The following is a 25,938-nucleotide window of genomic DNA, read 5'->3' as shown; positions in this document are numbered from 1 at the left end:
CCCCTGACACCGCGCCGGGGGTCGTTCGCGTGCGGGGCCGGGCGCCCGCCCGGGGCGCTCCGCGCGGGGCGACCGCGCGGCCCGGTCATTTGGGGGCACGCCGGGCGCTTCGGCGCCGCGGGTGTGCGGCCCGGACCGTCCATCCGCCTCGGGCCCCGAGGACGCCACTCGGATGGGCTAAATTTGGACCTTCGTACGCCGGAACCGGTTGGGGAGAACGCAAATGACGGAAGCGATCCTGCTGGTCGGCGGACAGGGGACGCGGTTGCGCCCCGTCACGGTGAACACGCCGAAGCCGATGGTCCACACGGCAGGTGTTCCCTTCCTCGCCCACCAGATAGCCCGCGCCGCCGCGGCCGGCGTCACGCACATCGTGATGGCCACCTGCTACCTCGCCGAGGTCTTCGAGCCCTACTTCGGGGACGGATCCGCCTTCGGCATCCACCTGGAGTACGTCGTCGAGGACGAGCCGCTGGGCACCGGCGGCGCCATCCGCAACGCCGCGCGGCTGCTCACCGGAGGCCCGGACTCCTCCGTGCTCGTCTTCAACGGGGACATCCTCACCGGCCTGGACATCGCCGGGCTCGTCGAATCGCACAAGGCGGCCGACGCCGACGTCTCCCTGCACCTGGTCCGGGTCGACGATCCGCGCGCCTTCGGCCTGGTCCCCACCGACGCCCACGGGCGGGTGCTGGCCTTCACCGAGAAGCCGCAGACGCCCGAGGAGATCATCACCGACCAGATCAACGCCGGCTGCTACGTCTTCCGGCGCAGCGTGATCGACACCATCCCGGCCGACCGGTCCGTTTCCGTGGAGCGCGAGACCTTCCCCGGCCTGCTCGCCTCCGGGGCCACCCTGCACGGGGTCACCGAGAACACGTACTGGATGGACCTCGGCAAGCCGGAGGCGATCATCCAGGCCTCCGCCGACCTGGTCCGCGGGGTCGTCACCTCCCCGGCCGTCCCCGGACGCCGCGGAGAGTCCCTCGTCCTGCCCGGAGCCCACGTGGCGCCCGGCGCCAAGCTGTCGGGGGGCACCGTCGTGGGCGCCGGAGCCCGCGTCGAGGCGGGTGCGGTCGTCCAGGGCTCCATCGTGCTGGCGGACGCGGTCGTCGGACCCGACGCACAGGTGTCCGCCAGTCTGATCGGCGCCGGCGCCTCCGTGGGCGCCCGGACCGTACTGGACGCCGCCGTCATCGGTGACGGAGCCGTCGTGGGGGCCGACAACGAGCTCCGCTCCGGCGCCCGGATCTGGTGCGGCGCGCGGCTGCCCGACGCGGCGATCCGGTTCTCCCCCGACGCCTAGGCCCTCTCCGGAGCGGGGGCGCCCGGACCCGGGCGCCCCGCCTCCGTGACCGGCTCCCGCGGAGCCGGTTCCCGCCTCAGTTCCCGCGGACGGTGACCTTCTCGTCCTTCTGGATCTGCTGGACGAGCTGCTGCACCTTCGCCTTGTCCCAGACGAGGTTGCCGCCGCGCTGACCGGAGATCGGCATGTTCATGGACACGCCGTCACCGCCGCTGATGCCCTTCATCGCGAAGAACATGGACCCCATGTCCCACAGCGACATGTCCTTGTCCACGATCAGCGTGTCCAGGCCCGCGCCCAGCACCGGGTACAGCGAGAACGGGTTCAGGATCGTCGTCGGGGTCGCCGCCTGGCTGGCCAGCGCCGACAGGAACCTCTGCTGGTTCTTGGTCCGCTGCAGGTCCGACTCGGCGAAGGCGTAGCGGGTCCGTACGTAGGCCAGCGACTGCTCGCCGTTCAGCGTCTGGGTGCCCTCCTTGAAGTCGGCCCCGGACTTCTCGTCCTTGAACCCCTTCTCGATGTTCAGCTCCACCCCGCCCAGCGCGTCCACGATGTTCGCGAAGCCGGCGAAGCCGATCTCGGCGTAGTGGTCGATGCGCAGGCCGGTGTTGAACTCCACCGTCCGCACCAGCAGCTCCGGGCCGTCCTGCGCGTACGCCGCGTTCAGTTTGGTCCGCTTGCCCGTGCCCGCGAACTTCTTGCCCGATTCGGAGCCGACGAAGGACGGGATCTCCACGTCCGAGTCGCGCGGCAGGGAGATCATCGTGTTCCCGCTGGAGCACTTGGCGAGGATCATCATCGAGTCGGTGCGCTTGCCCTCGGCCGAGCCGGTGTGGAGCTTCTTCTTGTCCTCGGCGGACATGCCCTCACGGCTGTCGGAGCCCACGATCAGGTAGGTCGTGCAGTCGCCCTCCTTCGGGCGCTCGATGACCTTGGAGAGGTCGACCTCGCGGCGCACGTTGGAGTCGGCCCAGAAGTACGTGCCGATGCCCGTCACGAGCAGGCCCGAGACCAGCACGATCGAGCCGATCTTGATCCGCTTGCGCCAGTCCGGGGCCGCCGCCGGCCGGACCGGGCCGCCGGGGCCGCCAGGCCCCTGCCCGAGAGGCCCGGCGGGCGGGCGGCCGCCGTGGCCGCCGCCGTAGACCTGGCCGGTGTTGTAGCCGCTGTCGTAGCCGCCGCCGCTGTACGAGCCGTCCTGCTGCGGGGGCACGTAGGCGGGCCCGGCCGGCGGCTGAGCCGGGCCGCGCGGGGGCTGCGGCGGCTGCTGGGGAAGCCGGGACGCCTGGGCGCCGGGGCCGGGCCGCTGGACGTGCCTCATCCGCCGTGCGCCTTCCGGCTCCGCCTGGCCGCTGCCGCGGCCGTACCCGTCATCGCGGCGGCCACGCTGGTCCTGCTCGCCGCTCCACCCGTCCCAGTCACTCATGTGCCCAAGAATGCCTGGCCGGGAGGGCCGCGGAACAGCCCCGGCGGCTGTTCGTACCGGTGCTGTTGCAGAGCTGATGCCGGCGGGCCGCACTTAAGCTGTCTCCATGACAGAGATACCGGGCGAGCTGCGCGGGAAGCCGATCTCGGCTTCCCGCACCACGCTGAGCCACATCATGACCGCCAACGACACCAACCTCCTGGGCACGGTGCACGGCGGTGTGATCATGAAGCTGGTGGACGACGCGGCGGGCGCCGTGGCCGGCCGCCACTCCGAAGGCCCGGCCGTCACCGCCTCCATGGACGAGATGGCCTTCCTGGCCCCCGTCCGCGTCGGCGACCTCGTCCACGTCAAGGCCCAGTGCAACTGGACCGGCCGCTCCTCCATGGAGATCGGCGTACGCGTCCTCGCGGAGCGGTGGAACGAGTCCACCCCCGCCACCCAGGTCGGCAGCGCCTACCTGGTCTTCACCGCGGTCGACGCCGACGGCAAGCCCCGCCAGGTCCCGCAGGTGATCCGGGAGACCGAGCGGGACGAGCGGCGCTACCAGGAGGCGCAGATCCGGCGCACCCACCGGCTCGCCCGCCGCCAGGCCATCCGCGACCTGCGGGAAGAGCGCTCCGCACAGGGACTGGACGCCGACGTCTAGTGCGCCCGCTTCTCCCCGCGCTCCCGAGTCCCCCCGCGCTTTCGGGCCCGCGCTCCCGTCCCGGTGCGCCGTTCCGCCCGCATCAGCCGCCCCGCCCCACCCGGAAGGCCTCATGAAACGCCGCTCGGCCGTGTTCGCAGGCGTCGCCGGCCTCGCAGGTCTCGCCGTCTCGGTTCCGCTGCTGACGGCCGCCTCCGACCAGGCCCCCGCCGTGGCCCCGCCGTCCCCGACGGCCTCCCCCGAGGCCTCCTCCGAGACGCGTGCGCCCCGCACGGTGCGCGTCATGCCCCTCGGCGCTTCGACGACCGCGGGAGTGGGGAGCTCAGACTTCGGCGGCTACCGGCTGCCGCTGGGGCGTCTGGTCGCCGGCCACTCGGCGTACGCCATCGACTTCGTGGGCTCCCGCGCCCAGGGCCCCATGGCCGACAACGAGCACGAGGGGCACCCCGGATACACCGTCGGCCGGCTCCGGGCCGGGGTGGACCGGTGGGTCGCGGCCGCCAGGCCCGACGTGGTCCTGCTCCACATCGGCCTCAACAACCTGAACCGCGGCGGCGACCCCGACCAGGCCGCGGACGAGGCCGAGGAACTGGTCGACCGGATCTTCACCCTGCGCCCGGAGGTCACCGTCATCATGCAGGGGCTGGTCCCCTCGACCCCCGGCTCGAAGGACCAGGACATCTCCGAGCCGATCGCGGCCTACAACCGGCGCCTCAAGCGGATCGAGGCACGGGAGCAGGAGCAGGGCAGGCACTTCAAGTTCGTCAAGGCCCCCTGGCTGACACCCGCGGACCGGGCGGACGCGTCCATGCCGGCCGAGCTGGCCGACGGCCTGCACCCGAACGACAGCGGGTACGCGAAGGTGGCGGACGCCTTCTACGAAGCCCTGGAGCAGGCCCACGCCGCGCGCTGGTTCGGCTGAGGGCCGGCGCCGTCAGGAGCCGCCGCAGACCACCTGGTCACCGGTGACCACACCGAACTCGCCCTGGTACGGGTCCTCCGCGCGCACCGCCACCACCTTGCGGTAGTCGGCGCCCGCGATGACGACGATGGTCCGCCCCTGCCCCCGCACGGCCCGCATCTCACTGCCGGGCAGCGCGGTGGAAACCGTACGGGCCGACCGGTCCCAGCGCGGGTCGTAGGTGATCACCGTGCGCTTGACCTCCCGGCTCGCGCCGTTCCCCGGAGCCCGCGTGGTGTCGAAGCCGGTGGCGCGCAGCGCCGAGTCCACCCGGGTGCCCAGCCCGTCGATCCGGGTGCCGTTCTCCACCTGGACCCGGACCTGCCCCGGGGGCACGTCCACCGGCACCGCCGGCTCCCGGCGCACCGGACGCCCGGCGGCGGCAACCGGCGGCGGGGCCATCGGCCGGTCCTCGCGCAGCGCCTGGAAGAGCTTCGCGGCCTTCGCCTCGTCCCACTTCACGGTGGAGCCGATGCCCTTGACCGGGAAGGAGGGGTTGCCGACGGGCACGGAGGCGAACTCCGAGGAGGACGGGGTGAAATCGCGCATCGCCTGCCCGAGCGCCAGCATCTGCTCCGAGCCGAAGCCCCTGTCGGCCCGGACCGAGCTCAGCAGGGTGGAGCTGACCTCTTTGAACTTGACGGGGTTGAGCAGCACCCCGCCCCCGGTGGCCTGCTTGATCAGGGCGGCGATGAACCGCTGCTGGCGCTGCATCCGGCCGAGGTCCGAGGCCCCGTCGACATGGCGCGAGCGCACGTACTGCAGGGCCTGGCCGCCACTGAGCCGGTGGGTACCGGGGAGCAAGTCGAGACCGGTGCTGGGGTCGTGCATGGTCTTGGCGGTGCAGATCTCCACGCCGCCCATGGCGTCGACCGTCTTCATGAAGCTGGTGAAGTCGACCTCCAGGTAGTGGTCGATCTTCACGCGGGTCATGTTCTCGACGGTGCGCACGGTCAGCTGGGGCCCGCCCTCGGCGTAGGCGGCGTTGAGTTTCACGGGGTGGGCCCCGTGCGGTTTGCCGCTGGAGCCGTCCACGTGCGCGGGCAGCTCCACGAAGCTGTCGCGGGGGAGGCTGACCACACTGGCCCGGGCCCGGTCCGCCGAGAGGTGGACCAGCATGACGGTGTCGGTGCAGTGGCAGGGCGCGCCGCCCAGCCGGTACTCGCGCTTCTGCTCGGCGGTGATCTTGTCGCGGCCGTCGGTGCCGACGAGGAGGAAGTTCACCCCGTGCCCGGCCTGCGGGCGGTTCTTCATGTCCTTGAAGGGGTCCACGCGCTGGATGCCGGTGTCCAGCCCGGTCATCACGGCGTGCCCGAGGGCGCCCGACCCCAGGACGAGCAGCGACAGCCCGGCGGCGAGCCGGACCCCCCAACGGGGTCTGTCCGCAGGCCGGTTCCCGCCCGCCCGGGGCGCTGCCGGACCGCCGGGCCGCGGCGCGCGCTGCGACGGCCGGGCGGACCGGGCGGGCAGGGCGGGTCGGGTGGGACGGTGCGGCTGGGGCACGGGGGACACCTCGCACGTTCGGCAGATTCGTCAGAACAGTAGGTCCATACGATCAGCCGTTGTCCGTACTGCTCATCCGGCGCGCACCCGGTTCCCCCGTACGCGGTAACGTGACACCGATACCCGACCTTGAAGGACCACATGCCCGTCCAGCAGCCCGCAGTTTCGGTGATCATGCCGGTACTCGACGAGGAGCGCCATCTGCGCGACTCGGTCCACCACATCCTCGGACAGGAGTACGGGGGTGAGATGGAAGTGGTGATCGCCCTCGGGCCGTCCAAGGACCGTACCGACGAGATCGCCGCCGAGCTGGTACGCGAGGACCCCCGGGTCCACACCGTCCCGAACCCCACCGGCCGCACCCCCGCAGCCCTCAACGCGGCCATCCAGGCCTCGCGCCATCCGATCGTGGTGCGCGTGGACGGCCACGGAATGCTCTCCCCCGATTACATCGCCACCGCGGTCCGCCTCCTGGAGGAGACCGGCGCGCAGAACGTCGGCGGCATCATGCACGCCGAGGGCGAGAACGCCTGGGAGGACGCCGTAGCCGCGGCGATGACCTCGCGGATCGGCGTCGGCAACGCCGCCTTCCACACGGGGGGCAAGGCCGGCCCCGCCGACACCGTCTACCTCGGGGTGTTCCGCCGGGAGGCCCTGGAGGCCGCCGGCGGGTACAACGTGGAGTTCATCCGCGCCCAGGACTGGGAGCTGAACTTCCGCATCCGCGAGGCCGGCGGGCTGATCTGGTTCTCGCCGGATCTGAAGGTCCAGTACCGACCGCGGCCCTCGGTGCGGGCGCTCGCCAAGCAGTACAAGGACTACGGGCGCTGGCGCCACGTGGTGGCCCGCTACCACTCGGGCTCCATCAACCTGCGCTACCTCGCCCCGCCGGCCGCCGTCTGCGCGATCGCCGCCGGTCTGGTCGTCGGAGCGGCCCTCACCCCGTGGGGCTTCGTCGTTCCGGCGGGCTACCTCGCGGCGATCACCGCCGGCTCCCTCCCGGCCGGCAAGGGGCTGTCGCCGGGGGCCCGGCTGCGGATCCCCGTCGCCCTGGCGACCATGCACATGTGCTGGGGCTACGGCTTCCTGACCAGCCCGCGCTCGCTCGCCGCCAAGGTCATCGCGAGCCGCCGCCCGTCGGTGAGCCGGGACGCCGCCGAGCTCTGAGCCCGCTCCACACGAAAGGGGTGACCCGGTCCTCGTCGGACCGGGCCACCCCTTTCGGTGCTTGAAGGCGTCAGCGTTTCGTTGAGCCCGTCCTCCGGCGTCTCACTTCCATTGGTACGGCCCGTAGACGTCCATGCAGCTGGTGTCCGTGCCGTTGAGCACGTCGGCCGTCTCGGGGACCGAGCCGGCCTCGGGCGGCGCCTGCTGCGGGTAGACGGTGCCCTCGCGCCAGTCGGCGCCCACCAGGACCGTGATCTTGGCTGCCGAGGGCGACTTCTGCACGGAGGCGGCGGGGATCCCGAGCGCCGCGGCCACGCTCTGCGCGTCGGCGGCCTGGGCGTCCGTGCCGTAGCGGACGACCGTCGCCTTCTCCGGGATGAGCGTGGTGTCCGCCTTGGCCAGCGCGAACCCCTTGGCGACGAGCTGGCCCGCGACGGCCGTGGCCCGCTTGCCCACCGGCGGCGCCCCGACACCCGTGCCGTTGACCACCTGTACGGCGACCTTCGCGGGGTCGGAGGCCGGCTGCGAGCTCGGCGCGGACGAGGGCGCGGGCGGCGAGGGCGATCCGCTCGCGGCCGCCGCCGGGGCGCCGTTCTTGTCCATGGCGACGTCCTCGCGGATCAGCTTCCACACCTTCGGGGCGTCCGTCGGGTTGAGGATCAGCCGGTCCTTGTCGCTCGGGGCCTGCAGCACCGGGATCGTGGCCGTCGTGATGCGGTTGACCGGCACGTCCTTGAGCAGCAGGGCGAGGTCGAGGAGCTTCTTGACCGACCCGATCTCCTCCGAGACCTTCAGCGCCTTCGTGGCCGCCTCGGCCAGGCCCGTGAGGCGGGGGAGGTCGGTGAAGGCGTTCTGGCTCTTGAGCCCGCGCATCATCGAGTTCATGTACATGTGCTGCGCCTTGGCCCGGCCCATGTCACTGCCGAAGGCGTGCCGGGTGCGCAGCCACTGGAGCGCCTGCTCGCCCTGGACCCTGGTGGTGCCCGCCTTCAGCTTGAGGCCGGAGCCGCCCGTGCCCGACCCCGGCTTCGACTGGTCGAAGACGTTCTGGTTGACGCAGACGTCGACGCCGCCGATCGCGTCGGCCATGCTCACGACACCGACGAAGTCGATCAGCATCCAGTGGTCGATGTAGACGTTGGCCATCTTCTCCCAGGTGGCCAGGGTGCAGCCGGGACCCCCGCGCGCGAAGCTCTCGTTGATCATCATCTTGGTGGCTTTGTACTTGGTGCCCGTCGCGGGATCGGTGCACTCCGGGATGTCCACGATGGTGTCGCGCGGAACGGTGGTGATCGAGGCGTTCTTCCGGTCCGCCGATATGTGGACCAGCATCTGCACGTCGGCCCGCACGGGGCCGCCGATCATGTCCCAGCCGCCGCCGAGTTTCGCGTTCGCCTCGTCGCGCAGGTCGGAGCCGAGCATCAGGATGTTGATCGGGCGCCGGCCCGCGGCGTCGGCCTCGCCCCTGGCGACCCCGCTGTCGCCGCTCAGGCGCTGGCCGCTGCGGATGTTGCCGTTGAGGTGGCGGTAGTAGAGGTAACCGGCCGCCGCCGTCCCGAGTATGAGCAGCGCCAGGATGGAGGACGTCCAGCGCAGTACGCGGCGCCGCCCCCGCCGGGTCGGGCGCTTGCCGCCCCCGCCCCCGCCCCCGCCGCGGCGGTGGCCGGAGGCCGACCTCGGCGCCGGTACGGCACTGGTGGCCGTCGGACGGGTGCCGGCGCCGGATATGCCGTCGCCGGCCCGTCCCGGCGCCCCCTCTCCTTGCACGCTGCTGTGCCTCACGCGTCCCCCATCACGATCACTGTGTGTCGGTAGTGTGCCGGTCCGACGGTTTCCGGCACGTCATTTCGTGACCGCGGAGGGCCGGTCGGCCCGCCTGTCGGTCACTTGGCGCAGACGGCCTTGTCCGCCTCGACCCGCTGGACGCCTTCGGGCGCCTTCTGAGGCGCCGTCAAGGAGACCCCCGCCCCCTTGAAGTCCGCGCCGAGGGTCAACTTCATCGGCGTCCTGGGCGCGGCGTCGGCCGTGCCCATCTTCAGTGCCGTCGCCGGCAGCCCCATCATGTCCGCCAGCGCCCTGGCCTGGTCGGCCTGGTTGGGCGCGTACTCCAGCTGCGTGGCATCCACCTTGGCGGGCGCGTTGCCCAGGTTGCTGGACTTGGGCACCCCCTTGGTGTTCTGCAGCCAGTTCAGCGTGCCGGACGCGGATCCGGCCGGGCCGCCGCCGTTGTAGACGTCGACCCGGACGTCCTTGGCCGCCGCGCGGGTGCCCTGCAGGAGGGCGTCCAGCTTGGCCTTCGCGTCCGAGGCCGCCGCGTCCTTCGCAGCCTGTTCCTTCTTCTCGACCTCGGTGAGGGAGACGTCCCCGCGGATCATCTGCAACAGCGGTTCGGCCTGTGCCTGGTTGACGACCACGGTGGATTTGATCTTCTCCGCCGGATTGTCGAGGACCGGAAGCGTGGTGAAGGTGATGTTCTTGAGGTCTATGTTCTTCAACTCGCCCGCAAGATCGGTGAGTTTTCCGATCGACCCTATCCCCGAGTCCACGCTCAGCGACTTCGTGGCGGCTTCCGCGAGGGAGAAGAACTTCTTCGGACTCGTCAGGGTTTCCTTGGACTTCATCTCGCGCATCATCGAACCGAGGAACTGCTGCTGGGTCTTGATGCGGTCGAGGTCGCTCTCGTTGCCGAAGGCGTGCCGGGTGCGGACGAAGGCCAGCGCCTGCTCGCCCTGCAGCCGGTGCTCGCCCGCCGTCAGCTTGAGCTTGGAGTCCTTGTCGTTGACGTCCTTGGCCACGCACACCGGCACCCCGCCGACCGCCGTGCTCAGGTTCTTGACCGCGTTGAAGTCGGCCATCATGAAGTGGTCGACCTGGATCCCGGTGAGCTCCTTGACCGTGCGCATCGTGCAGCCCGGGTCGCGGCCCGCCTGCCCGAGGCTGGTGTTGAAGCGGGCCCCGCGCTCGCCGGGGATGTCCTTCGTCGAACCGTCCGGCTGCTTGGTGGGGCAGACCGGCAGGGTGGTGATCAGGTCGCGGGGGATGGACAGCGCCGTGGCGTTGGAGCGGTCCTTCGAGACGTGGAAGAGGATCGTCGTATCGGCGTGGCCGACGCTGCCGGCGTCCCCGTACCCCTCGTTGCCCGTACCGCTGCGCTTGTCCGTGCCGATGACGAGGATGTTGATCGGCTGGTCCTTCTTGAAACCGCCGCTGGTGCCCGCGTCACCGACGTCGGTGACCCTGATGTTTCCGTTCAGGTGGTCGTAATAGAGGTACCCCGCCACCGAGCCGCCGATCAGCAGCACCGCCAGGGTTCCGCCGGTGATGGCCAGGGCCCGTTTGCGGCCCCCGCCACCGACTTTGCGCGAACGCCCGCCGCGGCGGCCTCCGCCGGGCGGGGGGCCGTCACCGCGGCGCGGTCCGGGGACCGCGGGGGACGGGGCCGCGGGGGAGCGGGGAGGGGCGGGGGCCCTGCGGGGGGCCGCGCGGGGGACGGATCGCTGCGAGGGTGCTTGCGCAGCGGAATCTTCCAGTCGCAGCTCGTAGTTGCCGGTGCGGGGGTTGAGTACCCACTGGTCTGCGGGGTCGATCTCGTCGGCCCGGCCACGGCTTTGCGCATCCACGGTTTGCTCGAATCCTCCGTCGGTGCTTCGCGACGCGCCTCCCCCAGGCGCACGGTCAACGATCCGGCTGCTGGCACACGGCCTCTGTGCTGGCCGGGCGCCGGATCGCTCACCTTATCCGGACAGGTTCGCCGCAAACCATGCTGGTGATGAATTCCACGCACTTACAACGGGGCAATCGCCCCAACAAGCTCGGCCCGGGCACCGGCTTTTGGGATTGCTTTACCGGCAGTCGGCCACACCGGCCGTGGTACCGGTGAATGTGGGGACGGGACCGGAGGGTTCCGCGGTTCCCGGGGCGTCCGTCCTGGCGGGATCCTTCCCGTCGGCCGCCGCCTCGTCCCGCTCCTCGTCCCGCTCGCCGTCCCGTCCCCCGGCCGGCCGGGAGGCCGGAGCGGGCGTGGCCGTGGCCGTGGGCGCGGGCGCGGGCGGGGCGATGGTGAGCGGCTGGTCCGCCCGCAGCCGCTGGAAGAGCTGGGTGGCGTCCGGTTGGAGGAGTTCATCCCGATTCGCGTCGGCGGCGTACGGCCGGCGCGGCACCGTGAGGAACTTGATCTGGTCGGTCGGGATGTCGCGCACGCCCCGGACCAGTTCGTACAGCCCGCGCAGCGAGGCCAGGCCCGGGTCGGTGGTCACCGAGGAGGTCGCCGCGTCGAGGAGCGGGTACAGCCGCGCCGGATTGAGGAGCACGCCGTTGCTCTGCACCTTCTTGACGAGCGACCCGAGGAACAGCTGCTGGCGCTCCATCCGGTCCGTGTCGCTGCCGTTGCCCAGGCTGTGGCGGGCCCGTACGAAGCCCAGCGCCTGCTCGCCCTGCAGGATCTGCCGGCCCGCCGGCAGCTTCAGCTTGGCCTCGGTGTCGTCCACCGGCCGCTTCAGGCAGACCTCCACCCCGCCGATGGCGTCCACCATCTTCTTGAAGCCGTTGAAGTCCAGCACCATGTGGTGATCCACCCGGATCCCGGTCATCGCCTCGACCGTACGGACCGTGCAGGCGGTCCCACCCCACTCGAAGGCCCAGTTGAACTGGGCGAACTGCTCCCTTGTGCGGTTGCCGTCCGACTTCAGGCAGGCGGGTATCTCCGTCATCAGGTCCCGCGGTATCGACACCGCCGTCGCACTCTTCCGGTCCGCCGGCAGGTGCAGCAGGATCGTGGTGTCCGAGCGCTGCGTGCCCTTGTCCTGCCCGTACCGGGCGTTGCCGGCGCCGGTGCGGGAGTCCGAGCCGATCAGCAGGATGTTCTGCGTGCCGCCCGCCAGGTGGGCCGGGCGCTCCTTGTCGTAGCGCCGCAGCTCGGCGGCGGCGGAGGTGTCCTCGGCGATGTTCCCGTCGAGCTTGGAGTAGATCCACCAGCCCGTGCCCGTCCCGACGGCGACGAACAGGCCGGTCCCGAGTCCGATCCAGCGCAGCAGCCGGCGCCGCCTGCGGCCGTTCGGAGGCTCTCCGCCTCCGGCCGCATCGGTGCCGCCCGGTATGCCCGCACTGTCCGTCACTCGCGTTCCGTCCCCTCACCCGAACCGGTACGGGCCGTACGGGTGAGTACGGCCTGTGCCGATCCTGCCCCCGGGTGATCGATGCGGCCCGGGGGCGCGACCTGCGATAGGGCCATGTGGGTGACAAATCGCCCAGATCCGGCGTTGGGCGGAGTGGGTGACGGCGGAGTCGGGCGGGGTCAGACCGTGTGGGTGACCCGCTCGCTCTCGATCCGCTGCGCCAGCGCCCCGTCCGCCAGGTCCCCGGCATTGCGGCACAGCACCACGGAGCCGCCCGTGGCCAGCGCCGCGTAGAGCCCGGCCGAGAGCCCCTCCCAGGTGTCGTAGCCCTGCCGGGACAGCACCCGCGCCCCCTCGCCGAAGCCGAGCTTCGCCGCGTCCTCGCGGGCCCGCTCGCAGATCCGTGCGTACGAGAGCTCCTCGCCGCCGACCACCAGCCCCGGGCCGTCCGTGTCCACGGGCTGGAAGGGCGCGAAGCGGTCGCCCTGCCCCGGCACCTCCACGGCGTAGTCGGCGAACCCGGCCGGCGCCTGCGGGAAGCGCCCGCCCAGCGGCCGCAGCGCGAGCGCCACCCGCTCCCCGGAGCACGCGGCGGCCTCCTCCAGCGTGTCCGGCCCGCTCACCACCAGGTCGGCGTCCGCCGGATCCCCGCCGACCTCGGCGACGACCCCGACGGAGGCGCAGGCGAGCAGCCACACGGCGCTCTGCCAGTGCGCGGGGAGCATCAGGGCGAGCCGGTCGCCGGGCTCGGCGCCCAGGTCGCCCTGGAGCAGATTGGCGGTCTTGGCCACCCAATTGGCGAAGGTGGCGACGGACAATTCGACGCGCTCGCCCGTGGCGTCGTCGTAGAAGGTGACGAGCGGGCGGCCGGGATCGGCGGCGAGCGCGGATCGCAGCAGGTCGGCAGGGGTGCGGTCAGTGGCGTTCACGGACGAGAGCCTACGCGGGGCAGCCCGCGCCCCTCCTCCGTACGGCCGCAGCACGATCCCCCGTACGGGGGAGGGGTACCCCCGCCGGGCCGGACGGTACGTCAGTTCTCGGATGGCGGCGGCCCCGGGGAGTACTCAGCATCCTTTCCATGCGTGCCTTCCTTGCTTCCTCGATCGGCGTCGCGACGGCTGCCGCACTGGCCCTGCCGCTCGCGCTCTCCTCCACGGCCCTCGCACACCCGGCAGCGGTCACGGGCTCGGCAGCCCCTTCGGCCCCCGCCGGTTCCACCCAGTCGCTGCCGCTCGTCCCCGTGGGACCCGCGGCGGACCGCACCCCCGGGGTCCCCGGCATGAGCACCTCGCCCCGGCTGCCCGAGACGCGGGGACTGTCGGCGCGCGAGGTCAAGACCTTCTCGCTGGTCGGTGTCGTCTGGGACGACGCGAGCACCCACCTCGACGGCCGCGTCCAGGTCCGCACCCGCTCCGTGGCCACCTCGGCCTGGTCCGAATGGCAGGAGGTCGACACCCACAACAGCGAACACGCGGCCGACCCCGACACGGTCGAACGCAGCTCCGGCCGGGTCCGCGGCAGCACCGCCCCCCTGTGGGTCGGGCAGTCCGACGGCATCGAGGTCCGCGTCCAGGCGGAACCCGGCGGCCGCGTGGTGAGCAGCGGGCTCCCGACGGGCATGCGCATCGAACTGGTGGACCCGGGAGACTCCACCCACGCCCAGCCGGACGGCAAGAACGGCAGCACGTCCGAAGAGGCCGCACCGGACCACCCCGCCACCCCGGCCGACGACGAGAAGGGGGAACTGGCCCTCCTCCCCGGCATGACGATGGAGATGACGGAGTCCTCCTCCGCGAACGTCCCGATGGCCCCCCTGGGCGCCAACGAGATCCCCGACCTCAACAAGGCCGACTCCACCGCCGACGCCGTTCTCGCCGACAGCCGGCTCGAAGCGGCCGCCGCTCCGTACATCGGTCCGCGCCCGCGGATCGTCACCCGGAAGGGATGGGGCGCGGACGAGAGCCTCCGCGAGAAGACCTTCGTCTACACGAACACGGTCAAGGCCGCCTTCGTCCACCACACCGCCTCGGGCAACAACTACGCCTGCAAGGACGCCCCCGCGGTCCTGCGCAGCCTGTACCGCTACCACGTGGTCAGCAGCGGCTGGCGCGACATCGGCTACAACTTCGCCGTCGACAAGTGCGGCACCGTCTACGAGGGCCGGGCGGGCGGAGTCGCCAAGGCGGTGCTCGGCGCGCACACCATGGGCTTCAACACGGACAGCATGGGCGTGGCGGTCATCGGCACCTTCGCGTCCACGGCTCCCCCCAAGGCGGCGGTGGACGCGGTGGCCCGCCTCACGGCCTGGAAGCTGGGCCTCTTCGGAGCGGACCCCCGCGCGAAGACCACCCTCCGCTCGGGCGGCGGCAACCTCTTCGCGAAGGGCAGCAACGTCCGCCTGAACGTCATCTCGGGCCACCGGGACGGCTTCGCCACGGAATGCCCCGGCCGCCGCCTCTATACCCAGCTCCCCCCCACCCGCACCGCCTCGGCCAAACTCCAGGGCCGCCCCTGAGCGGCACACCCTCTTCGGCGCGCCGCTGCGCCGGACTCCGTCCGGCGGTGGCCGGTCGGCGCTGCCGCCACTGCCGTCCCGGCACGGAGTGGGTGGGTGCGGCTTCTCGTGCCCTGCGGGGCGAGGTCCCCTACCCACCCTTCGCCCGTTCCCCGGGCTGCGCCCCGGACCCCCGCTCCTCGCACGCCGGAGGGGCTGGAAGACCCAACCCGCCGGCGTTCGAGGCACGGGGTCCGGGGCACAGTCCCGGGGAACGGGACGGGTGGGGGAGGGCACGGCCCCGCGGGGCTACGCTCGGAGACATGGCCGGCCGCTACGACCCCCTCACCCGCAACGCCATCCGCGGCGGCCGCACCGCCGTGCCCGACCCCACCCCACCCGCGGGCCAGGGCCCGGGCGCCGCCCGGGCCACCGGTCCGGCCCCCGGCACGGGCCCCGCCCAGGCCGACACCCCGGGCACGCCCCGCACCCGCACCTGGACCCCACCCGGCCCGGTGGACCTGGGCCTCACCCTCGGCCCGCTCAGACGCGGACCCGGCGACCCCACCTTCCGCGCCACCGCGGGAGCGGTCTGGCGCGCCAGCCGGACCCCCTGCGGCCCGGCCACGCTCCGCGTCATGCTGGACGGGGCCGAGGTGACCGCCACCGCCTGGGGCCCCGGCGCCGGCTGGATCCTCGACGGCCTGCCCGAACTGCTGGGCTCCGCCGACGACCCGGCCTCCTTCGTCCCCCGCCACCGCCTCCTGCACGCCAGCCACCGCCGCCGCCCCGGCCTGCGCCTGACCCGCACCGGCCTGGTCCTGGAGTCCCTGATCCCCACGGTCCTGGAGCAGAAGGTCACCGCCGACGAGGCGTACCGCTCCTGGCGCCGCCTCGTACGCCAGTACGGCGAGCCGGCCCCGGGCCCCTCCCCGGACAGCACCGGCCGCGGCGGCACCGGCCTCTACGTCATGCCCGACCCCCGCACCTGGACCCTGATCCCCTCCTGGGACTGGCACAAGGCCGGGGTCGACGCCAAGCGTTCCGCCACCATCGTCCGCGCGGCCCGCCTCGCCGCCCGCCTCGAAGAGGCCGCGGCCATGGACCTTCCGGAGGCCGCCGCCCGGCTGGAGGCGATCCCCGGCATCGGCCCGTGGACCTCCGCCGAAACCCTCCAGCGCAGCAACGGCGCCGCGGACGCCGTCACCACCGGCGACCTCCACCTGCCCGGCATCGTCGGCTACGCCCTGGCCGGGGACCGGGACGCCGACGACGCCGCCATGCTGGAGCTCCTCGCCCCGTACGCCGGCCAGCGCCACCGCGCGGCCCGGCTCATCCTCCTGGCCGGCGCCGCCCCGCCCCGCCGAGCCCCCCGGATGCCCCGGAGCGACATCGGCAGGCTCTGACGACGCCCGCCCCACCCGTCCAAGGCCCGCACCAGCGGGTCACCGCACCTCGATGAACTCCTCCGCCGCCCGCCCCGCCCGCTCCGCCGGAGCGAGCGCGGCGTGCCCCACGGCCACCGCGCCCATCGGGTCCCAGTCCTCCGGAAGCCCGAGCACCTTGCGCACCACGTCCCGGCAGAACATCGTCGAGGACACCCACGCGGAGCCCAGCCGTTCCCCGGCCAGCGCCACCAGGAAGTTCTGCACGCCCGCGCCCATCGCGACGACGAACATCTCCCGCTCCGCCGCGTCCCGCCGCGCGTGCCCGTAATCGTGCGCGCCGTCCATGACCAGGCAGGGCACCACCAGGTAGGGCGCGGCCCGCAGGACGTCGCCCCGCCGGACCCGCTTCGCGATGGACTCCTCGGACTTCCCGTCCTGGCGCAGGTCCTCGATCCAGGCGTCCCGCATCGCGTCCAGCAGCTCCAGCCGTGCACCCGCCGACTCCAGCAGGACGAACCGCCACGGCGTCGTGTGGTGCGGGGCCGGGGCCGTCACGGCCGCCGCCACCGCGCGCCGGACCGCGCCCGGGTCCACCGGCTCGGCGGTGAAGGCCCGTACGGTACGCCGCTGCGTCACCGCTTCCCGTACCGCCTCCGAGGTGCCCAGCCGGAACATGTCGTCGGCCGGCGAGCGCACCAGATCGGCCCCCGAGGAGCCCTCGCCCAGTACGTGCGCGAGCCCGCGCACCACCGCCACCGGCAGTCCCTCCGCCTTGCCCTTGACCAGGTCGCCGGCGGCGGCCAGCTCGTCGGCGGTCGCGACGACCGTCGCGCTCAGCGGGTTCCCGTGGGCGTCGGCGCCACCGCGCAGGTCGTCCAGGACCCGTACGCCCGCGGCGCCGATCGCCACGTCGGTGAGGCCGGTGCGCCACGGCCGCCCGAAGGTGTCCGTCACGATCACGCCCACGTCCACGGACAGCAGCTCCCGCAGCCCCGCCCGGATCGCGGCGGCCGACGCGTCGGGATCCTCGGGCAGCAGCAGCACGGTGCCCGCCTCGGTGTTCGAGGCGTCGACCCCGGCCGCCGCCATGACCAGCCCCTGCCGGTTCTCCACGATCCGCAGCGCCCCCCGGCGCGCGACGACCCGTACGGTCTCGGCGTCTATCGCCGCCTCGCGCGAATCGGCGCGGACGATCCGGCCCTCCGCCTTGGAGACGATCTTCGAGGTGACGAGCAGGACGTCGCCGTCCCGGAGCTCCGGCCCGGCGGCCGCGATCAGCGCCGCCAGATCGTCGCCGGGCCGCACCTCGGGGATCCCGCCGAGGGCCCGGACCTCGTACGAGGGCCCGTGCGGGGCGCTCACCGGGAGGCCTCCGCCAGTTCCAGCGCGGCCCGCGCCATGTCCGCCGTGGCGGCCAGGTCGGTCATCATCAGCGGCACCGCCCGGCAGGTGATGCCGGCGGCTTCCACCTCGGCGACGGCGTCCGCGTCGGCGGTGTCGACGAGCCAGCCGTCGAGCAGTCCGGTGCCGTAGTGCAGGGCGACGGCCGAGGCGGTGGACTCGACGCCGACGGCGGCCAGCACCTTGTCGGCCATCCCGCGCACGGGAGCGCCGCCGACGATGGGGGAGAGCCCCACGACGGGAGCCGCCGCGGCGGCCACGGCCTCGCGGATGCCCGGTACGGCGAGGATGGTCCCCACCGACACCACCGGGTTCGACGGCGGGAAGAGGATCACGTCGGCGGCCGCGATGGCCTCCAGGACGCCGGGTGCGGGCTTCGCCTGCTCGGCGCCCACGGGGACGACGGCCTCGGCGTCCACCGCGGCGCGCATCCGGACCCAGTACTCCTGGAAGTGGACGACCCGGCGCTCGCCGGTCTGGGAGTCGGTGATCGCGACGTGGGTCTCGACCCGGTCGTCGGACATGGGGAGCAGCCGGACTCCGGGCTGCCAGCGGTCGCAGAGCGCCTCGGTGACGGCGCTGAGCGGGTAGCCCGCACCGAGCATCTGCGTACGGACGATGTGGGTGGCGAAGTCGCGGTCACCGAGGCCGAACCAGGTCGGTCCGACCCCGTACGCGGCGAGTTCCTCCTTGACGGTGAAGGACTCGTCGGTGCGGCCCCAGCCCTGGTCCTCGTTGATGCCACCGCCGAGGGTGTACATCACGGTGTCCAGATCGGGGCAGACCTTGAGCCCGAACAGGTGAATGTCGTCACCGGTGTTGCCGATGACCGTGATGTCCGCGTCGGGAACGGCGGACTGGAGACCTCGGAGGAAACGGGCGCCGCCGATGCCGCCGGCCAGAACAACAATGCGCATACGGCGAAGTCTGTCAGGCGCCGTCCGGGATCAGCAGGCGGCGTCCTGGATCAGATGGCGAGGGCCTCGGGCCGGGCCGGAGAGCAGTTGTGCATCGGCATCTCGGTCAGGCCGGGGAAGTACACGTGCAGGCTGACGGCCCCGTCGAGGCTGTCGTTCTGCACTTCGTGGGCGTAGCCGGGGGCGAAGACGCGCTGGGAGCCGGCGCCGAGGGTGAGCGAGCCGCGGGCGGTGTGCTCGGTGAGCTCGCCGTCCAGGACGGTCAGCACCCCGGAGGAGGCGCCGTGGTCGTGCAGGCCGCTGCCCTGGCCGGGGACCCAGCTGAGCAGCCAGACCTCGTAGCCGGGGCCGGTGCGCAGGCGGTGGTACCAGCGGGTCGTGGCGTCGTACCGGACCAGGTGCTCCCACTCGGAGCGGTCGGCGGCGATGGAGCGCGCGAGGCCCACGAACTCGGACACGGTGGCCGGGTGTTCGCGGGCGGGCTGCAGGAGGTGCTGGACGGAGAGGATGTCGCCGGCGATCTGGAGGTCGCTCTCGACACGCGCCGGGACGGTGGCCAGGGCGGTGGCGGGGGTGGCGTTCAGGGTGCTGGTGCTGTTCATCGGGGGGTTCCTCGACGGATGTCAGTCGTGCGGCGGTTGCTGCGGGGACGAGCTGGAGCTCAGGGGAGCCGGAGCTCCCGAGGCATCAACAGCTGCAACAGCAACAGCGAACCTGGGCAGCGCACAGGAACCCACGAATGGGGGTTCGGGTGGCGGCTGAGGGCGCTGACATGGCTACAAGAAGACCGGGTGGGGGGCCGGACTGTCAACCCAATGTCCGATTTGGTGGAAAAGTTTCACCTCATCCGGTTACCGTGCCCGGAGAAAGGTTTGTGCAGTCGAAGCCAGGGGATGTGGCGCTTCGAGTCGCGTCACAGTCCGCTGTGGCGGGCTCTCAAACCCGTAAAGCCGTGCGATGTCGTTCCGTGGCTGAAATGTGATCTGCGCCGCTTCTTCGGCCGGATCGGAACCCCACCACAGAGTGACGCGTCGACCACGGGAGAGGGAGTCCCATGTGTGACACCTGTGGCATGTGTCACGATTTTTGGCGATTTGAACACTTTCTGCATAGGCTTGGTTCCGCAGAGTGAATAAGGGGCCCAATAGCAGATCTCGGCTTGACTGCGCTGGAGCCCCGCACTTGTAATTTCACTCGTGTCGTTACGTAGCGATGAGTGACGGCATGACCACGGGGACGCACAGACAGAGCGAGGGGCGCACATGACCGAGCTGGTTCAGGAACTGCTGGTCGAGGAGGCGGACGAAGAGCTCGGATGGCAGGAGCGAGCTCTCTGCGCCCAGACCGACCCCGAGTCCTTCTTTCCCGAGAAGGGCGGCTCGACCCGCGAGGCCAAGAAGGTCTGCCTCGCCTGCGAAGTCCGCTCCGAATGCCTTGAGTACGCCCTCGCCAACGACGAGCGATTCGGCATCTGGGGCGGCCTGTCCGAGCGCGAGCGGCGACGCCTGAAGAAGGCCGCCGTCTGAAGCGCCCACGGCGCGCACCGAACGGCGCCCACGGCAGGGCCCGCGGTACGGCCCGCGGTACGGCCCACGACATATCCGGCGACATATCCGACGGCCCGCCCGAAGGCATAGCCGCCTGTGCACCCGGCCTCACGCACGGCAGCGGTCGTAGTGCACGCATCGGTACAAAACGCAGTACAGCGAACGGCACGAACAGCACGGCATCGAGCAGAGCAAACGGTCCGCCTCCCGCACCTTCCCCGCAGGAGGCGGACCGCTGTGTTCCCAGCCGTTAGGGTGGGGCGCTGTCCAGCAGCCTCCGAGGGCACACCACCCCCGGACCCCCGGCCGGAGGGCCCGTACCGCGATGTCCCTGCACAGCCAGTCGAGCGCCTCCCACCAGGCTGCCGCCGCCCCAGAGTTCCCCCGGCACGTCGTCACCGCGGTCCTCGTCGCCCACGACGGCGCCCGCTGGCTGCCCCGGACCCTCGCCGGTCTCCTCGGCCAGGAACGCCCCGCACAGAGCCACGTCGCCGCCGACACCGGCAGCGCCGACGACTCCGCGCGCCTGCTGGGCGAAGCCCTCGGCGAGGACCGCGTCCTGCACCTCGCCCGGCGCACCGGCTTCGGCGCCGCCGTCGACGAAGCCACCCGAACCGCCGGCACCCTGACCCCCGAGGAACTCCCGTACCTCAAGCGCCCCTCCGGCTGGGACCCCGTCAGCCGCACCTGGCGCGACGACACGTACGACCTCCCCGACCTGCCCCACGGCGAACCCGTCCAGTGGCTCTGGCTGCTCCACGACGACTGCGCGCCCGAGCCCGACACCCTCGCCGAACTGCTGCGCGTCGCCGACGAGAACCCCGAAGCCGCCGTCATCGGCCCCAAGCTGCGCGGCTGGTACGACAAGAAGCAGCTCCTCGAAGTCGGCGTCACCATCGCCCGCAGCGGCCGCCGCTGGACCGGCCTCGACCGGCGCGAACAGGACCAGGGCCAGCACGACCAGGTCCAGCCCGTCCTCTCCGTGTCCAGCGCCGGCATGCTGATCCGCCGCGACGTGTACGACGCCCTCGGCGGCTTCGACCGCCGCCTGCCCCTCATGCGCGACGACGTCGACCTGTGCTGGCGCGTGCAGAGCGCCGGGCACACCGTCCTCATCGCCCCCGACGCCGTCATGCGGCACGCCGAGGCCTCCGCCCGCGAACGCCGCACCGTCGACTGCGTAGGCCGCTCCGCCGCCAGCCCGCACCGCGTCGACAAGGCCGGCGCCGTCTACACGATGCTGGCCAACAGCCCCGGCCGCGCCCTCCCGTACGTCCTGCTGCGCATCCTCTTCGGCACCGTCCTGCGCACCCTCGCCTACCTCGTCGGCAAGGCACCCGGACAGGCCGTCGACGAGATCACCGGCCTCCTCGCCACCCTGCTGCGCCCCGGCCGGATCCTCGGAGCGCGCCGCCGCAGAGGCCGCGCCGCCGTCTCCGCCAAGGAACTGCGCCCCCTCTTCCCGCCGCCCGGAGCCAGCCTTCGCGCCAACGCCGAACAGATCGCCGGCTACTTCGGCGCCGACGGCGACGCCGAGAGCAGCGCCGCCGGCCGGCACGGCGGAGCCGTCGAATCGGGACCCGGCGGAGACGACGCCGACTACCTGGAGATCGAACAGTTCGCGCGCCTCAAGCGGATCGCCCGCAAGCCCGCGCCCGTCCTCTTCGCCCTCCTCCTGCTCGTCTCCGTCATCGCCTGCCGCTCCCTCCTCGGCGGCGGCTCCCTCATGGGCGGGGCCCTGCTCCCCGCCCCCGGCGGCGGACTCGACCTCTGGCGGGTCTACGCCGACGACTGGCAGCCCGTCGGCACCGGCACCACCGCCGGAGCACCGCCCTACCTCGCCGTCCTCGGCGCCCTCTCCACCCTGCTCCTCGGATCCACCGACGCCGCCCTGACGCTGCTGCTCGTCTGCTCGGTCCCGCTCGCCGGCCTCACGGCCTACTTCGCCTCCCGGCCCCTGGTGGAGTCCCGGCTGCTGCGCGCCTGGGCCGCCGTCGCCTACGCCTTCCTGCCCGCCGTCACCGGAGCCCTCGCCGGCGGCCGCCTCGGCACCGCGGTCCTCGCGATCCTGCTCCCGCTCATCGCCCGCTCCGCCGTCGCCGCCTTCGGCTTCGGCGAGGGCGAGGGCAGCTGGCGCTCCGCCTGGACGCACACCCTCCTGCTGACCCTGGCCACCGCCTTCACCCCCGTCATCTGGCCGCTCGCCGCCGTCCTCGGAACCGCCGCGCTGGTCCTGCGCCGCGCGCAGTGGAAGACGTACGGCCCGCGCCTCCTCGCGACGCTCGGCGTCCCCCTCCTCGTCCTCGCCCCCTGGTCGCTGAGCCTGCTCACCCACCCCGCGAGGTTCCTGCGCGAGGCCGGACTGCCCTACGGAGCCGGCTCCGCCACCGCCCTGGACCTGCTCGGCCTCAGCCCCGGCGGCCCCCGCACCGCCGGCGGTCTGATCCTGCTCGGCGTCGTCCTGGCCGCCCTGGCCGCCCTGCTGCGCGCCGACCGGCAGTTCGCCGTACGCGCCGCCTGGGCCGCCGCGCTCGCCGCACTCGTCCTGGCTGTCCTCGTCAACCGCACGACCTGGGCCGGTCCCGCCACCCTCGTCTACGGACTCGCCCTGCTGGCCGCCGCCGTCATCGGCGCCGACGGGGCCAAGGAGCGCGTCGCCGCCCGCAGCTTCGGCTGGCGCCAGCCCCTCGCCGCCCTGATCGCGCTCGCCGCCGCCGCCGGACCTCTCGTCGGCGCGGCCGGCTGGATGCTCAGCGGAGCCGCCGGACCGCTGGAGCGCCGCGACCCCGTCCAGGTCCCCGCCTTTGTCGCCGAGGAGAGCGGTACCCGCGACCAGGCCCGCACCCTCGTCATCGGAGCGGACTCCCCGGCCGCCCTCTCGTACAGCCTGGTCCGCGGCTCCGGCGGCCGCCTCGGCGACGCCGAACTCGCCGAGCGGGCCGGCAGCGACGCCCGCCTCGACAAGGTCGTCTCCAGCCTCGTCGCCGGCTCCGGCGCCGACCAGACCGACCAGCTCGGCGGCTTCGCCATCCGCTACGTCCTGGTCCGCGACGGCGCCCCCCAGGAGATCGGCCGCGTCCTCGACGCCACCCCCGGCCTCAGCCGCCTCAGCAAGCTCGAAGGCAGCGCCCTGTGGCGCGTCGACCGGCAGGTCGCCCGTGCCGTCATCGTCTCCGGCAAGCCGGGCGAAGCACCCATCCCCGTCGCCTCCGGCCCCGTCGAGGTCCGCACCAAGATCCCGGCGGGCGAGGCCGGACGCGTCCTGCGCATCGCCGACCGGGCCGACCCCGGCTGGCGGGCCACCCTCGACGGCAAGCCGCTCAAGGCCAGGACGCTCGACGGCTGGGCGCAGGGCTTCGAACTCCCCGCCGCCGCCGGCGAGCTCGACCTCGTCCACGAGGACGCCCTCACCCTGACCGCCTGGCACTGGGCCCAGGGCCTGCTCGCCCTGGTGCTCCTGGTGATGGCCCTGCCGGGCCGCCGCGCCCGCCTCGACGACGACCTGCCCGAGGAGGAGGCCCCCGCCTCCGAGGAGCCCGGCGCAGGCCGCCGGGCCCGCCGCCTGCGCGAGCAGTCCGAGGCGGAAGCCCCGTCCGGGTCCGCCCCCGCCGAGGCGGCCGTCGCGGCCGACCCGTACGCGCAGATCCCCGCGCAGCCGACGTACGGCGAGGACGCGTACGCCTACCAGCAGCCGGCGTACGGAGACCAGGGCGGCTACGCCTACGGCGGCCAGGAGCAGCAGCCCCAGCAGCCCCAGCAGTACGACCAGTACCCGTACGAGCAGCAGCAGTACACCGGCCACCCGGGCACGCAGTACGAGCAGCCGTACCCGCCCCAGCAGGAGTACGAGCAGCCGTACCCGCCCTACCAGCAGCCCAGCCCCGACGACAGCTACGACGGCTACGACACCTACGGCCGGCACGACGGACAGCAGGGCGGCCAGCACGCCCCGCGTCCGGACGGGAGCACCCAGCAGTGAAGCAGCGCGTACCCCTCACGCTCGCCGCCGTCACGGCCGCCCTGGCCGCCGTCACCGGCCTCGCCACCCTCACCGCACCGGCCGCCGACGGGGCCTCCACGGCCGCGGCGGGCAAGCCGGCGGCCCGGATGCCGGTCGAGCGGTCCCTGCTGGTGTGCCCCGCGCCCAGCACCTCCGACATCGCCGAGACCCTGTACACGTCGATCACCCCGGGCGCGGCCGCCCCGGGAGGCAAGGGCACGGCCCGGCTGCTGGGCGCGACCAAGGAAGCCAAGCCCGTCCTGGAACTCAAGGAGCCCGGCAAGCCCATGGGCGCCAAGGCCTCCGGCGCCGAGGCCCCCGCACTCAGCGGCGTGGCCGACGGGTTCCTCGCCCCCGGCTGGAGCGCGCAGCAGACCACCGTGGTCTCGGTCGGACGTACGCGCGGCGTGCTCGGCGTCGGCTGCACCGCGCCCGGCACCGACTTCTGGTTCCCCGGCGTGAGCACCGCCAAGGGCCGCGAGGACTACGTCCACCTCACCAACCCCGACGACACCGCGGCCGTGGTGGACATCAAGATGTTCGGCCCGGACGGCACGGTCAAGGCCGAAGCGGGCACCAGCGAGAACATCCGCATCGACCCGAAGTCCACCAAGGCCATCTCCCTGGCCTCCCTCGCCCCCGGCGCGCAGCTCGCGGACCTCACCGCGCACGTGACCACCCGTGCGGGCCGGGTCGGGGCCACCGCCCGGTCGGGCGAGGAAGGCGTCGGCTCCGACTGGCTGCCCGCCTCCGTGGACCCGACCGGGACCCTGGTCCTGCCCGGCATCCCGGCGGACGCCACCTCCGTACGCCTGGTCGCCTTCGCCCCCGGCGACGAGGACGCGGACCTCAAGGTGAAGCTGGCCGGGCCGACCGGCTCGATCAGCCCCGCGGGCAGCGAGCAGCTCCACGTCAAGGCCGGCATGACCGCGAGCGTCGACCTCAAGGACGTCACCCGCGGCGAACCGGGCTCCCTCGTCCTGTCCCCGGCCGACGTCAAGAAGACCGTCCCGGTGGTCGCGGCGCTGCGGGTGGTCCGCGGCACCGGCGCCAAGCAGGAGATCGGCTTCATCCAGGCGGCCGCCCCCATCGGTGCGCGGGCGACCGTCGCCGACAACCGCCCCGAGGCGAACGCCACCCTGCTGTCGCTGACGGCCCCGGCCGGGGCCGACGCGAAGGTCAAGGTGACGGCCTCGCCGGGCACCGAGGGCGGCGAACCCGCCTCCCAGGAGGTCACGGTCAAGGGGGGCACCACGCAGACCCTGACCCTCGCCCCGGCGGGCGGCAAGGGCGCCTACGCCCTCACGGTGGAAACCGTCTCCGGCGGCCCCGTCCACGCGTCCCGCACCCTGACGATCCCGCGCGACGGCATCCCGATGTTCACGACCCAGACCCTCTCCGACGACCACTCCACGGTCTCGGTCCCCAAGGCCACCCAGGACCTCTCGGTCCTCACCGGGTAACCCCCCGGGCGATTCCGGTCCGGCGGCTGCGTCTGTGAGCCGCCGCGCGTTCGAGGACCGGGTCGGGACGGAGCCCTGGGAACGGTGGAAGGGCGGGTAGGGGACGGCCCCGCAGGGCAACGCAGCGCGATCCGCCGCGGACCGGCCCCGCTAGTCCGTCCCGTACCGCGGATCCACCGTCTCGGGCGACAGCCCCAACAGCTCCGCGACCTGTTCCACCACGATCTCGTGCACCAGCATCGCCCGCTCGTCCCGCGACTTGGCCCGGATCTCCACCGGCCGCCGGAACACCACGATCCGGGCCGGCCGACCACCGCCGGCCTCCGCCAGCGCGCCCAGCGGCACCGCCTCGTCGTTCCAGCCGGTTTCGGCGCCGCCCGGCGGACCGGGCACGTCGCCGATCATGAACTCCACCTCCGCCAGCTGCGGCCAGCGCCGTTCCAGCCGCTCCACGGAGTCCCGTACGAGGTCTCCGAAGAGCTCCCCCCGGCTCGCCGACAGCGGTACCTGCGGAGGGGCCACCGGGCCGCGCATCCCGCGGCCGTGCCGGTCGCGCCGCCGCACCCGCGGCTCACCGGCGGCGGACCCGCCGGGCAGGGAGG

At 73.0% G+C, this 25,938-nt stretch carries 19 protein-coding genes; 9 read left to right on the top strand and 10 right to left on the bottom strand.

The features are described from left to right. The first annotated feature begins 223 nt into the window (after positions 1-223). Complete coding sequence (locus tag ABZY57_RS13055) at positions 224-1,306, top strand: NDP-sugar synthase (protein WP_356511193.1); 1,083 nt, start codon at positions 224-226, stop codon at positions 1,304-1,306. 76 nt (positions 1,307-1,382) lie between these two features. On the opposite strand, the gene ABZY57_RS13050 is transcribed toward ABZY57_RS13055, so the two are convergent. Further along, positions 1,383-2,732 carry an LCP family protein gene (locus ABZY57_RS13050; RefSeq protein WP_356511191.1) on the bottom strand — a complete coding sequence of 450 codons (1,350 nt, stop codon included), beginning with the start codon at positions 2,730-2,732 and terminating at the stop codon, positions 1,383-1,385. Between the two features lie 106 nt (positions 2,733-2,838). Between ABZY57_RS13050 and ABZY57_RS13045 the strand changes: the two genes are divergently transcribed. Both ABZY57_RS13045 and ABZY57_RS13040 read left to right on the top strand, forming a co-directional pair. Then, the gene (locus ABZY57_RS13045; RefSeq protein ID WP_356511189.1) at positions 2,839-3,381 is read left to right on the top strand and encodes an acyl-CoA thioesterase; all 543 of its coding nucleotides are present in this window, start codon (positions 2,839-2,841) and stop codon (positions 3,379-3,381) included. A gap of 112 nt (positions 3,382-3,493) precedes the next feature. Further along, entirely contained in the window at positions 3,494-4,303 is an 810-nt protein-coding gene (locus ABZY57_RS13040; protein WP_356511187.1) for an SGNH/GDSL hydrolase family protein, read from the top strand. Between the two features lie 12 nt (positions 4,304-4,315). Here the strand turns inward: ABZY57_RS13040 and ABZY57_RS13035 are convergent, their stop codons facing one another. After that, positions 4,316-5,845: an LCP family protein gene (locus ABZY57_RS13035; protein WP_356511185.1), complete on the bottom strand. Its 1,530-nt coding sequence runs from the start codon at positions 5,843-5,845 to the stop codon at positions 4,316-4,318. A 141-nt stretch (positions 5,846-5,986) separates the two neighbouring features. On the opposite strand from ABZY57_RS13035, the gene ABZY57_RS13030 reads away from it, so the two are divergent. Then, positions 5,987-7,012 carry a glycosyltransferase family 2 protein gene (locus tag ABZY57_RS13030; protein ID WP_356511182.1) on the top strand — a complete coding sequence of 342 codons (1,026 nt, stop codon included), beginning with the start codon at positions 5,987-5,989 and terminating at the stop codon, positions 7,010-7,012. Positions 7,013-7,114: 102 nt separating this feature from the next. Here the strand turns inward: ABZY57_RS13030 and ABZY57_RS13025 are convergent, their stop codons facing one another. The 4 genes from ABZY57_RS13025 to ABZY57_RS13010 form a co-directional block, all read right to left on the bottom strand. Further along, positions 7,115-8,794, bottom strand: a complete 1,680-nt coding sequence (locus ABZY57_RS13025; RefSeq protein ID WP_356511180.1) for an LCP family protein — start codon at positions 8,792-8,794, stop codon at positions 7,115-7,117. Between the two features lie 101 nt (positions 8,795-8,895). Next, positions 8,896-10,632 (bottom strand): LCP family protein, encoded by a 1,737-nt coding sequence (locus tag ABZY57_RS13020; protein ID WP_356511178.1) that lies wholly within the window; start codon positions 10,630-10,632, stop codon positions 8,896-8,898. A 222-nt stretch (positions 10,633-10,854) separates the two neighbouring features. Continuing rightward, positions 10,855-12,126 carry an LCP family protein gene (locus ABZY57_RS13015; RefSeq protein ID WP_356511176.1) on the bottom strand — a complete coding sequence of 424 codons (1,272 nt, stop codon included), beginning with the start codon at positions 12,124-12,126 and terminating at the stop codon, positions 10,855-10,857. A gap of 179 nt (positions 12,127-12,305) precedes the next feature. Next, complete coding sequence (locus ABZY57_RS13010; RefSeq protein ID WP_356511174.1) at positions 12,306-13,055, bottom strand: TIGR03089 family protein; 750 nt, start codon at positions 13,053-13,055, stop codon at positions 12,306-12,308. 149 nt (positions 13,056-13,204) lie between these two features. On the opposite strand from ABZY57_RS13010, the gene ABZY57_RS13005 reads away from it, so the two are divergent. Together ABZY57_RS13005 and ABZY57_RS13000 are read left to right on the top strand one after the other, a co-directional pair. Continuing rightward, positions 13,205-14,641 (top strand): peptidoglycan recognition protein, encoded by a 1,437-nt coding sequence (locus ABZY57_RS13005; protein WP_356511172.1) that lies wholly within the window; start codon positions 13,205-13,207, stop codon positions 14,639-14,641. A 302-nt stretch (positions 14,642-14,943) separates the two neighbouring features. Next, positions 14,944-16,026, top strand: a complete 1,083-nt coding sequence (locus tag ABZY57_RS13000; RefSeq protein WP_356511170.1) for a DNA-3-methyladenine glycosylase 2 family protein — start codon at positions 14,944-14,946, stop codon at positions 16,024-16,026. A 39-nt stretch (positions 16,027-16,065) separates the two neighbouring features. Here the strand turns inward: ABZY57_RS13000 and ABZY57_RS12995 are convergent, their stop codons facing one another. The 3 genes from ABZY57_RS12995 to ABZY57_RS12985 are packed head-to-tail and all read right to left on the bottom strand — an operon-like array spanning position 16,066 to position 18,928. Next, positions 16,066-17,370, bottom strand: coding sequence for a coenzyme F420-0:L-glutamate ligase (locus tag ABZY57_RS12995; RefSeq protein WP_356511168.1), 1,305 nt, complete (start codon positions 17,368-17,370; stop codon positions 16,066-16,068). Then, positions 17,367-18,326, bottom strand: a complete 960-nt coding sequence (gene cofD / locus ABZY57_RS12990; RefSeq protein ID WP_356511166.1) for a 2-phospho-L-lactate transferase — start codon at positions 18,324-18,326, stop codon at positions 17,367-17,369. Before cofD ends, ABZY57_RS12995 begins: the two co-directional genes overlap by 4 nt. A gap of 50 nt (positions 18,327-18,376) precedes the next feature. Beyond that, positions 18,377-18,928 carry a cysteine dioxygenase family protein gene (locus ABZY57_RS12985; RefSeq protein ID WP_356511164.1) on the bottom strand — a complete coding sequence of 184 codons (552 nt, stop codon included), beginning with the start codon at positions 18,926-18,928 and terminating at the stop codon, positions 18,377-18,379. 660 nt (positions 18,929-19,588) lie between these two features. Here ABZY57_RS12985 and ABZY57_RS12980 point away from each other — a divergent pair. The 3 genes from ABZY57_RS12980 to ABZY57_RS12970 all read left to right on the top strand — a co-directional run bounded on the left by ABZY57_RS12980 (position 19,589) and on the right by ABZY57_RS12970 (position 25,336). After that, entirely contained in the window at positions 19,589-19,852 is a 264-nt protein-coding gene (locus tag ABZY57_RS12980) for a WhiB family transcriptional regulator (protein ID WP_112450237.1), read from the top strand. 346 nt (positions 19,853-20,198) lie between these two features. Next, on the top strand, positions 20,199-23,852 hold the full coding sequence (locus ABZY57_RS12975; protein WP_356511162.1) for a glycosyltransferase family 2 protein: 3,654 nt from the start codon (positions 20,199-20,201) through the stop codon (positions 23,850-23,852). Continuing rightward, positions 23,849-25,336, top strand: coding sequence for a DUF5719 family protein (locus tag ABZY57_RS12970; RefSeq protein WP_356511161.1), 1,488 nt, complete (start codon positions 23,849-23,851; stop codon positions 25,334-25,336). The genes ABZY57_RS12975 and ABZY57_RS12970 overlap by 4 nt, the downstream gene beginning before the upstream one ends. A gap of 150 nt (positions 25,337-25,486) precedes the next feature. Here the strand turns inward: ABZY57_RS12970 and ABZY57_RS12965 are convergent, their stop codons facing one another. Continuing rightward, a complete protein-coding gene (locus ABZY57_RS12965) occupies positions 25,487-25,870 on the bottom strand; it encodes a metallopeptidase family protein (protein WP_356511220.1) in 384 nt (127 codons plus the stop codon). Between the last annotated feature and the right edge of the window lie 68 nt (positions 25,871-25,938).

This window comes from Streptomyces sp. NPDC006450 (genome assembly GCF_040612195.1).
Taxonomy (GTDB): domain Bacteria; phylum Actinomycetota; class Actinomycetes; order Streptomycetales; family Streptomycetaceae; genus Streptomyces.
This window is presented reverse-complemented; position numbering and strand designations above follow the sequence as displayed.

Excerpts from the sequence above, each read along its gene's own strand:
- ABZY57_RS12965 (WP_356511220.1), bottom strand. The coding sequence starts at position 25,870 with ATGCGCGGCCCGGTGGCCCCTCCGCAGGTACCGCTGTCGGCGAGCCGG.
- cofD (WP_356511166.1), bottom strand. The coding sequence starts at position 18,326 with ATGCGCATTGTTGTTCTGGCCGGCGGCATCGGCGGCGCCCGTTTCCTC.
- ABZY57_RS13000 (WP_356511170.1), top strand. The coding sequence starts at position 14,944 with ATGGCCGGCCGCTACGACCCCCTCACCCGCAACGCCATCCGCGGCGGC.
- ABZY57_RS12985 (WP_356511164.1), bottom strand. The coding sequence starts at position 18,928 with ATGAACAGCACCAGCACCCTGAACGCCACCCCCGCCACCGCCCTGGCC.
- ABZY57_RS13045 (WP_356511189.1), top strand. The coding sequence starts at position 2,839 with ATGACAGAGATACCGGGCGAGCTGCGCGGGAAGCCGATCTCGGCTTCC.
- ABZY57_RS13050 (WP_356511191.1), bottom strand. The coding sequence starts at position 2,732 with ATGAGTGACTGGGACGGGTGGAGCGGCGAGCAGGACCAGCGTGGCCGC.
- ABZY57_RS12975 (WP_356511162.1), top strand. The coding sequence starts at position 20,199 with ATGTCCCTGCACAGCCAGTCGAGCGCCTCCCACCAGGCTGCCGCCGCC.
- ABZY57_RS12980 (WP_112450237.1), top strand. The coding sequence starts at position 19,589 with ATGACCGAGCTGGTTCAGGAACTGCTGGTCGAGGAGGCGGACGAAGAG.
- ABZY57_RS13005 (WP_356511172.1), top strand. The coding sequence starts at position 13,205 with ATGCGTGCCTTCCTTGCTTCCTCGATCGGCGTCGCGACGGCTGCCGCA.
- ABZY57_RS13055 (WP_356511193.1), top strand. The coding sequence starts at position 224 with ATGACGGAAGCGATCCTGCTGGTCGGCGGACAGGGGACGCGGTTGCGC.
- ABZY57_RS13040 (WP_356511187.1), top strand. The coding sequence starts at position 3,494 with ATGAAACGCCGCTCGGCCGTGTTCGCAGGCGTCGCCGGCCTCGCAGGT.
- ABZY57_RS13030 (WP_356511182.1), top strand. The coding sequence starts at position 5,987 with ATGCCCGTCCAGCAGCCCGCAGTTTCGGTGATCATGCCGGTACTCGAC.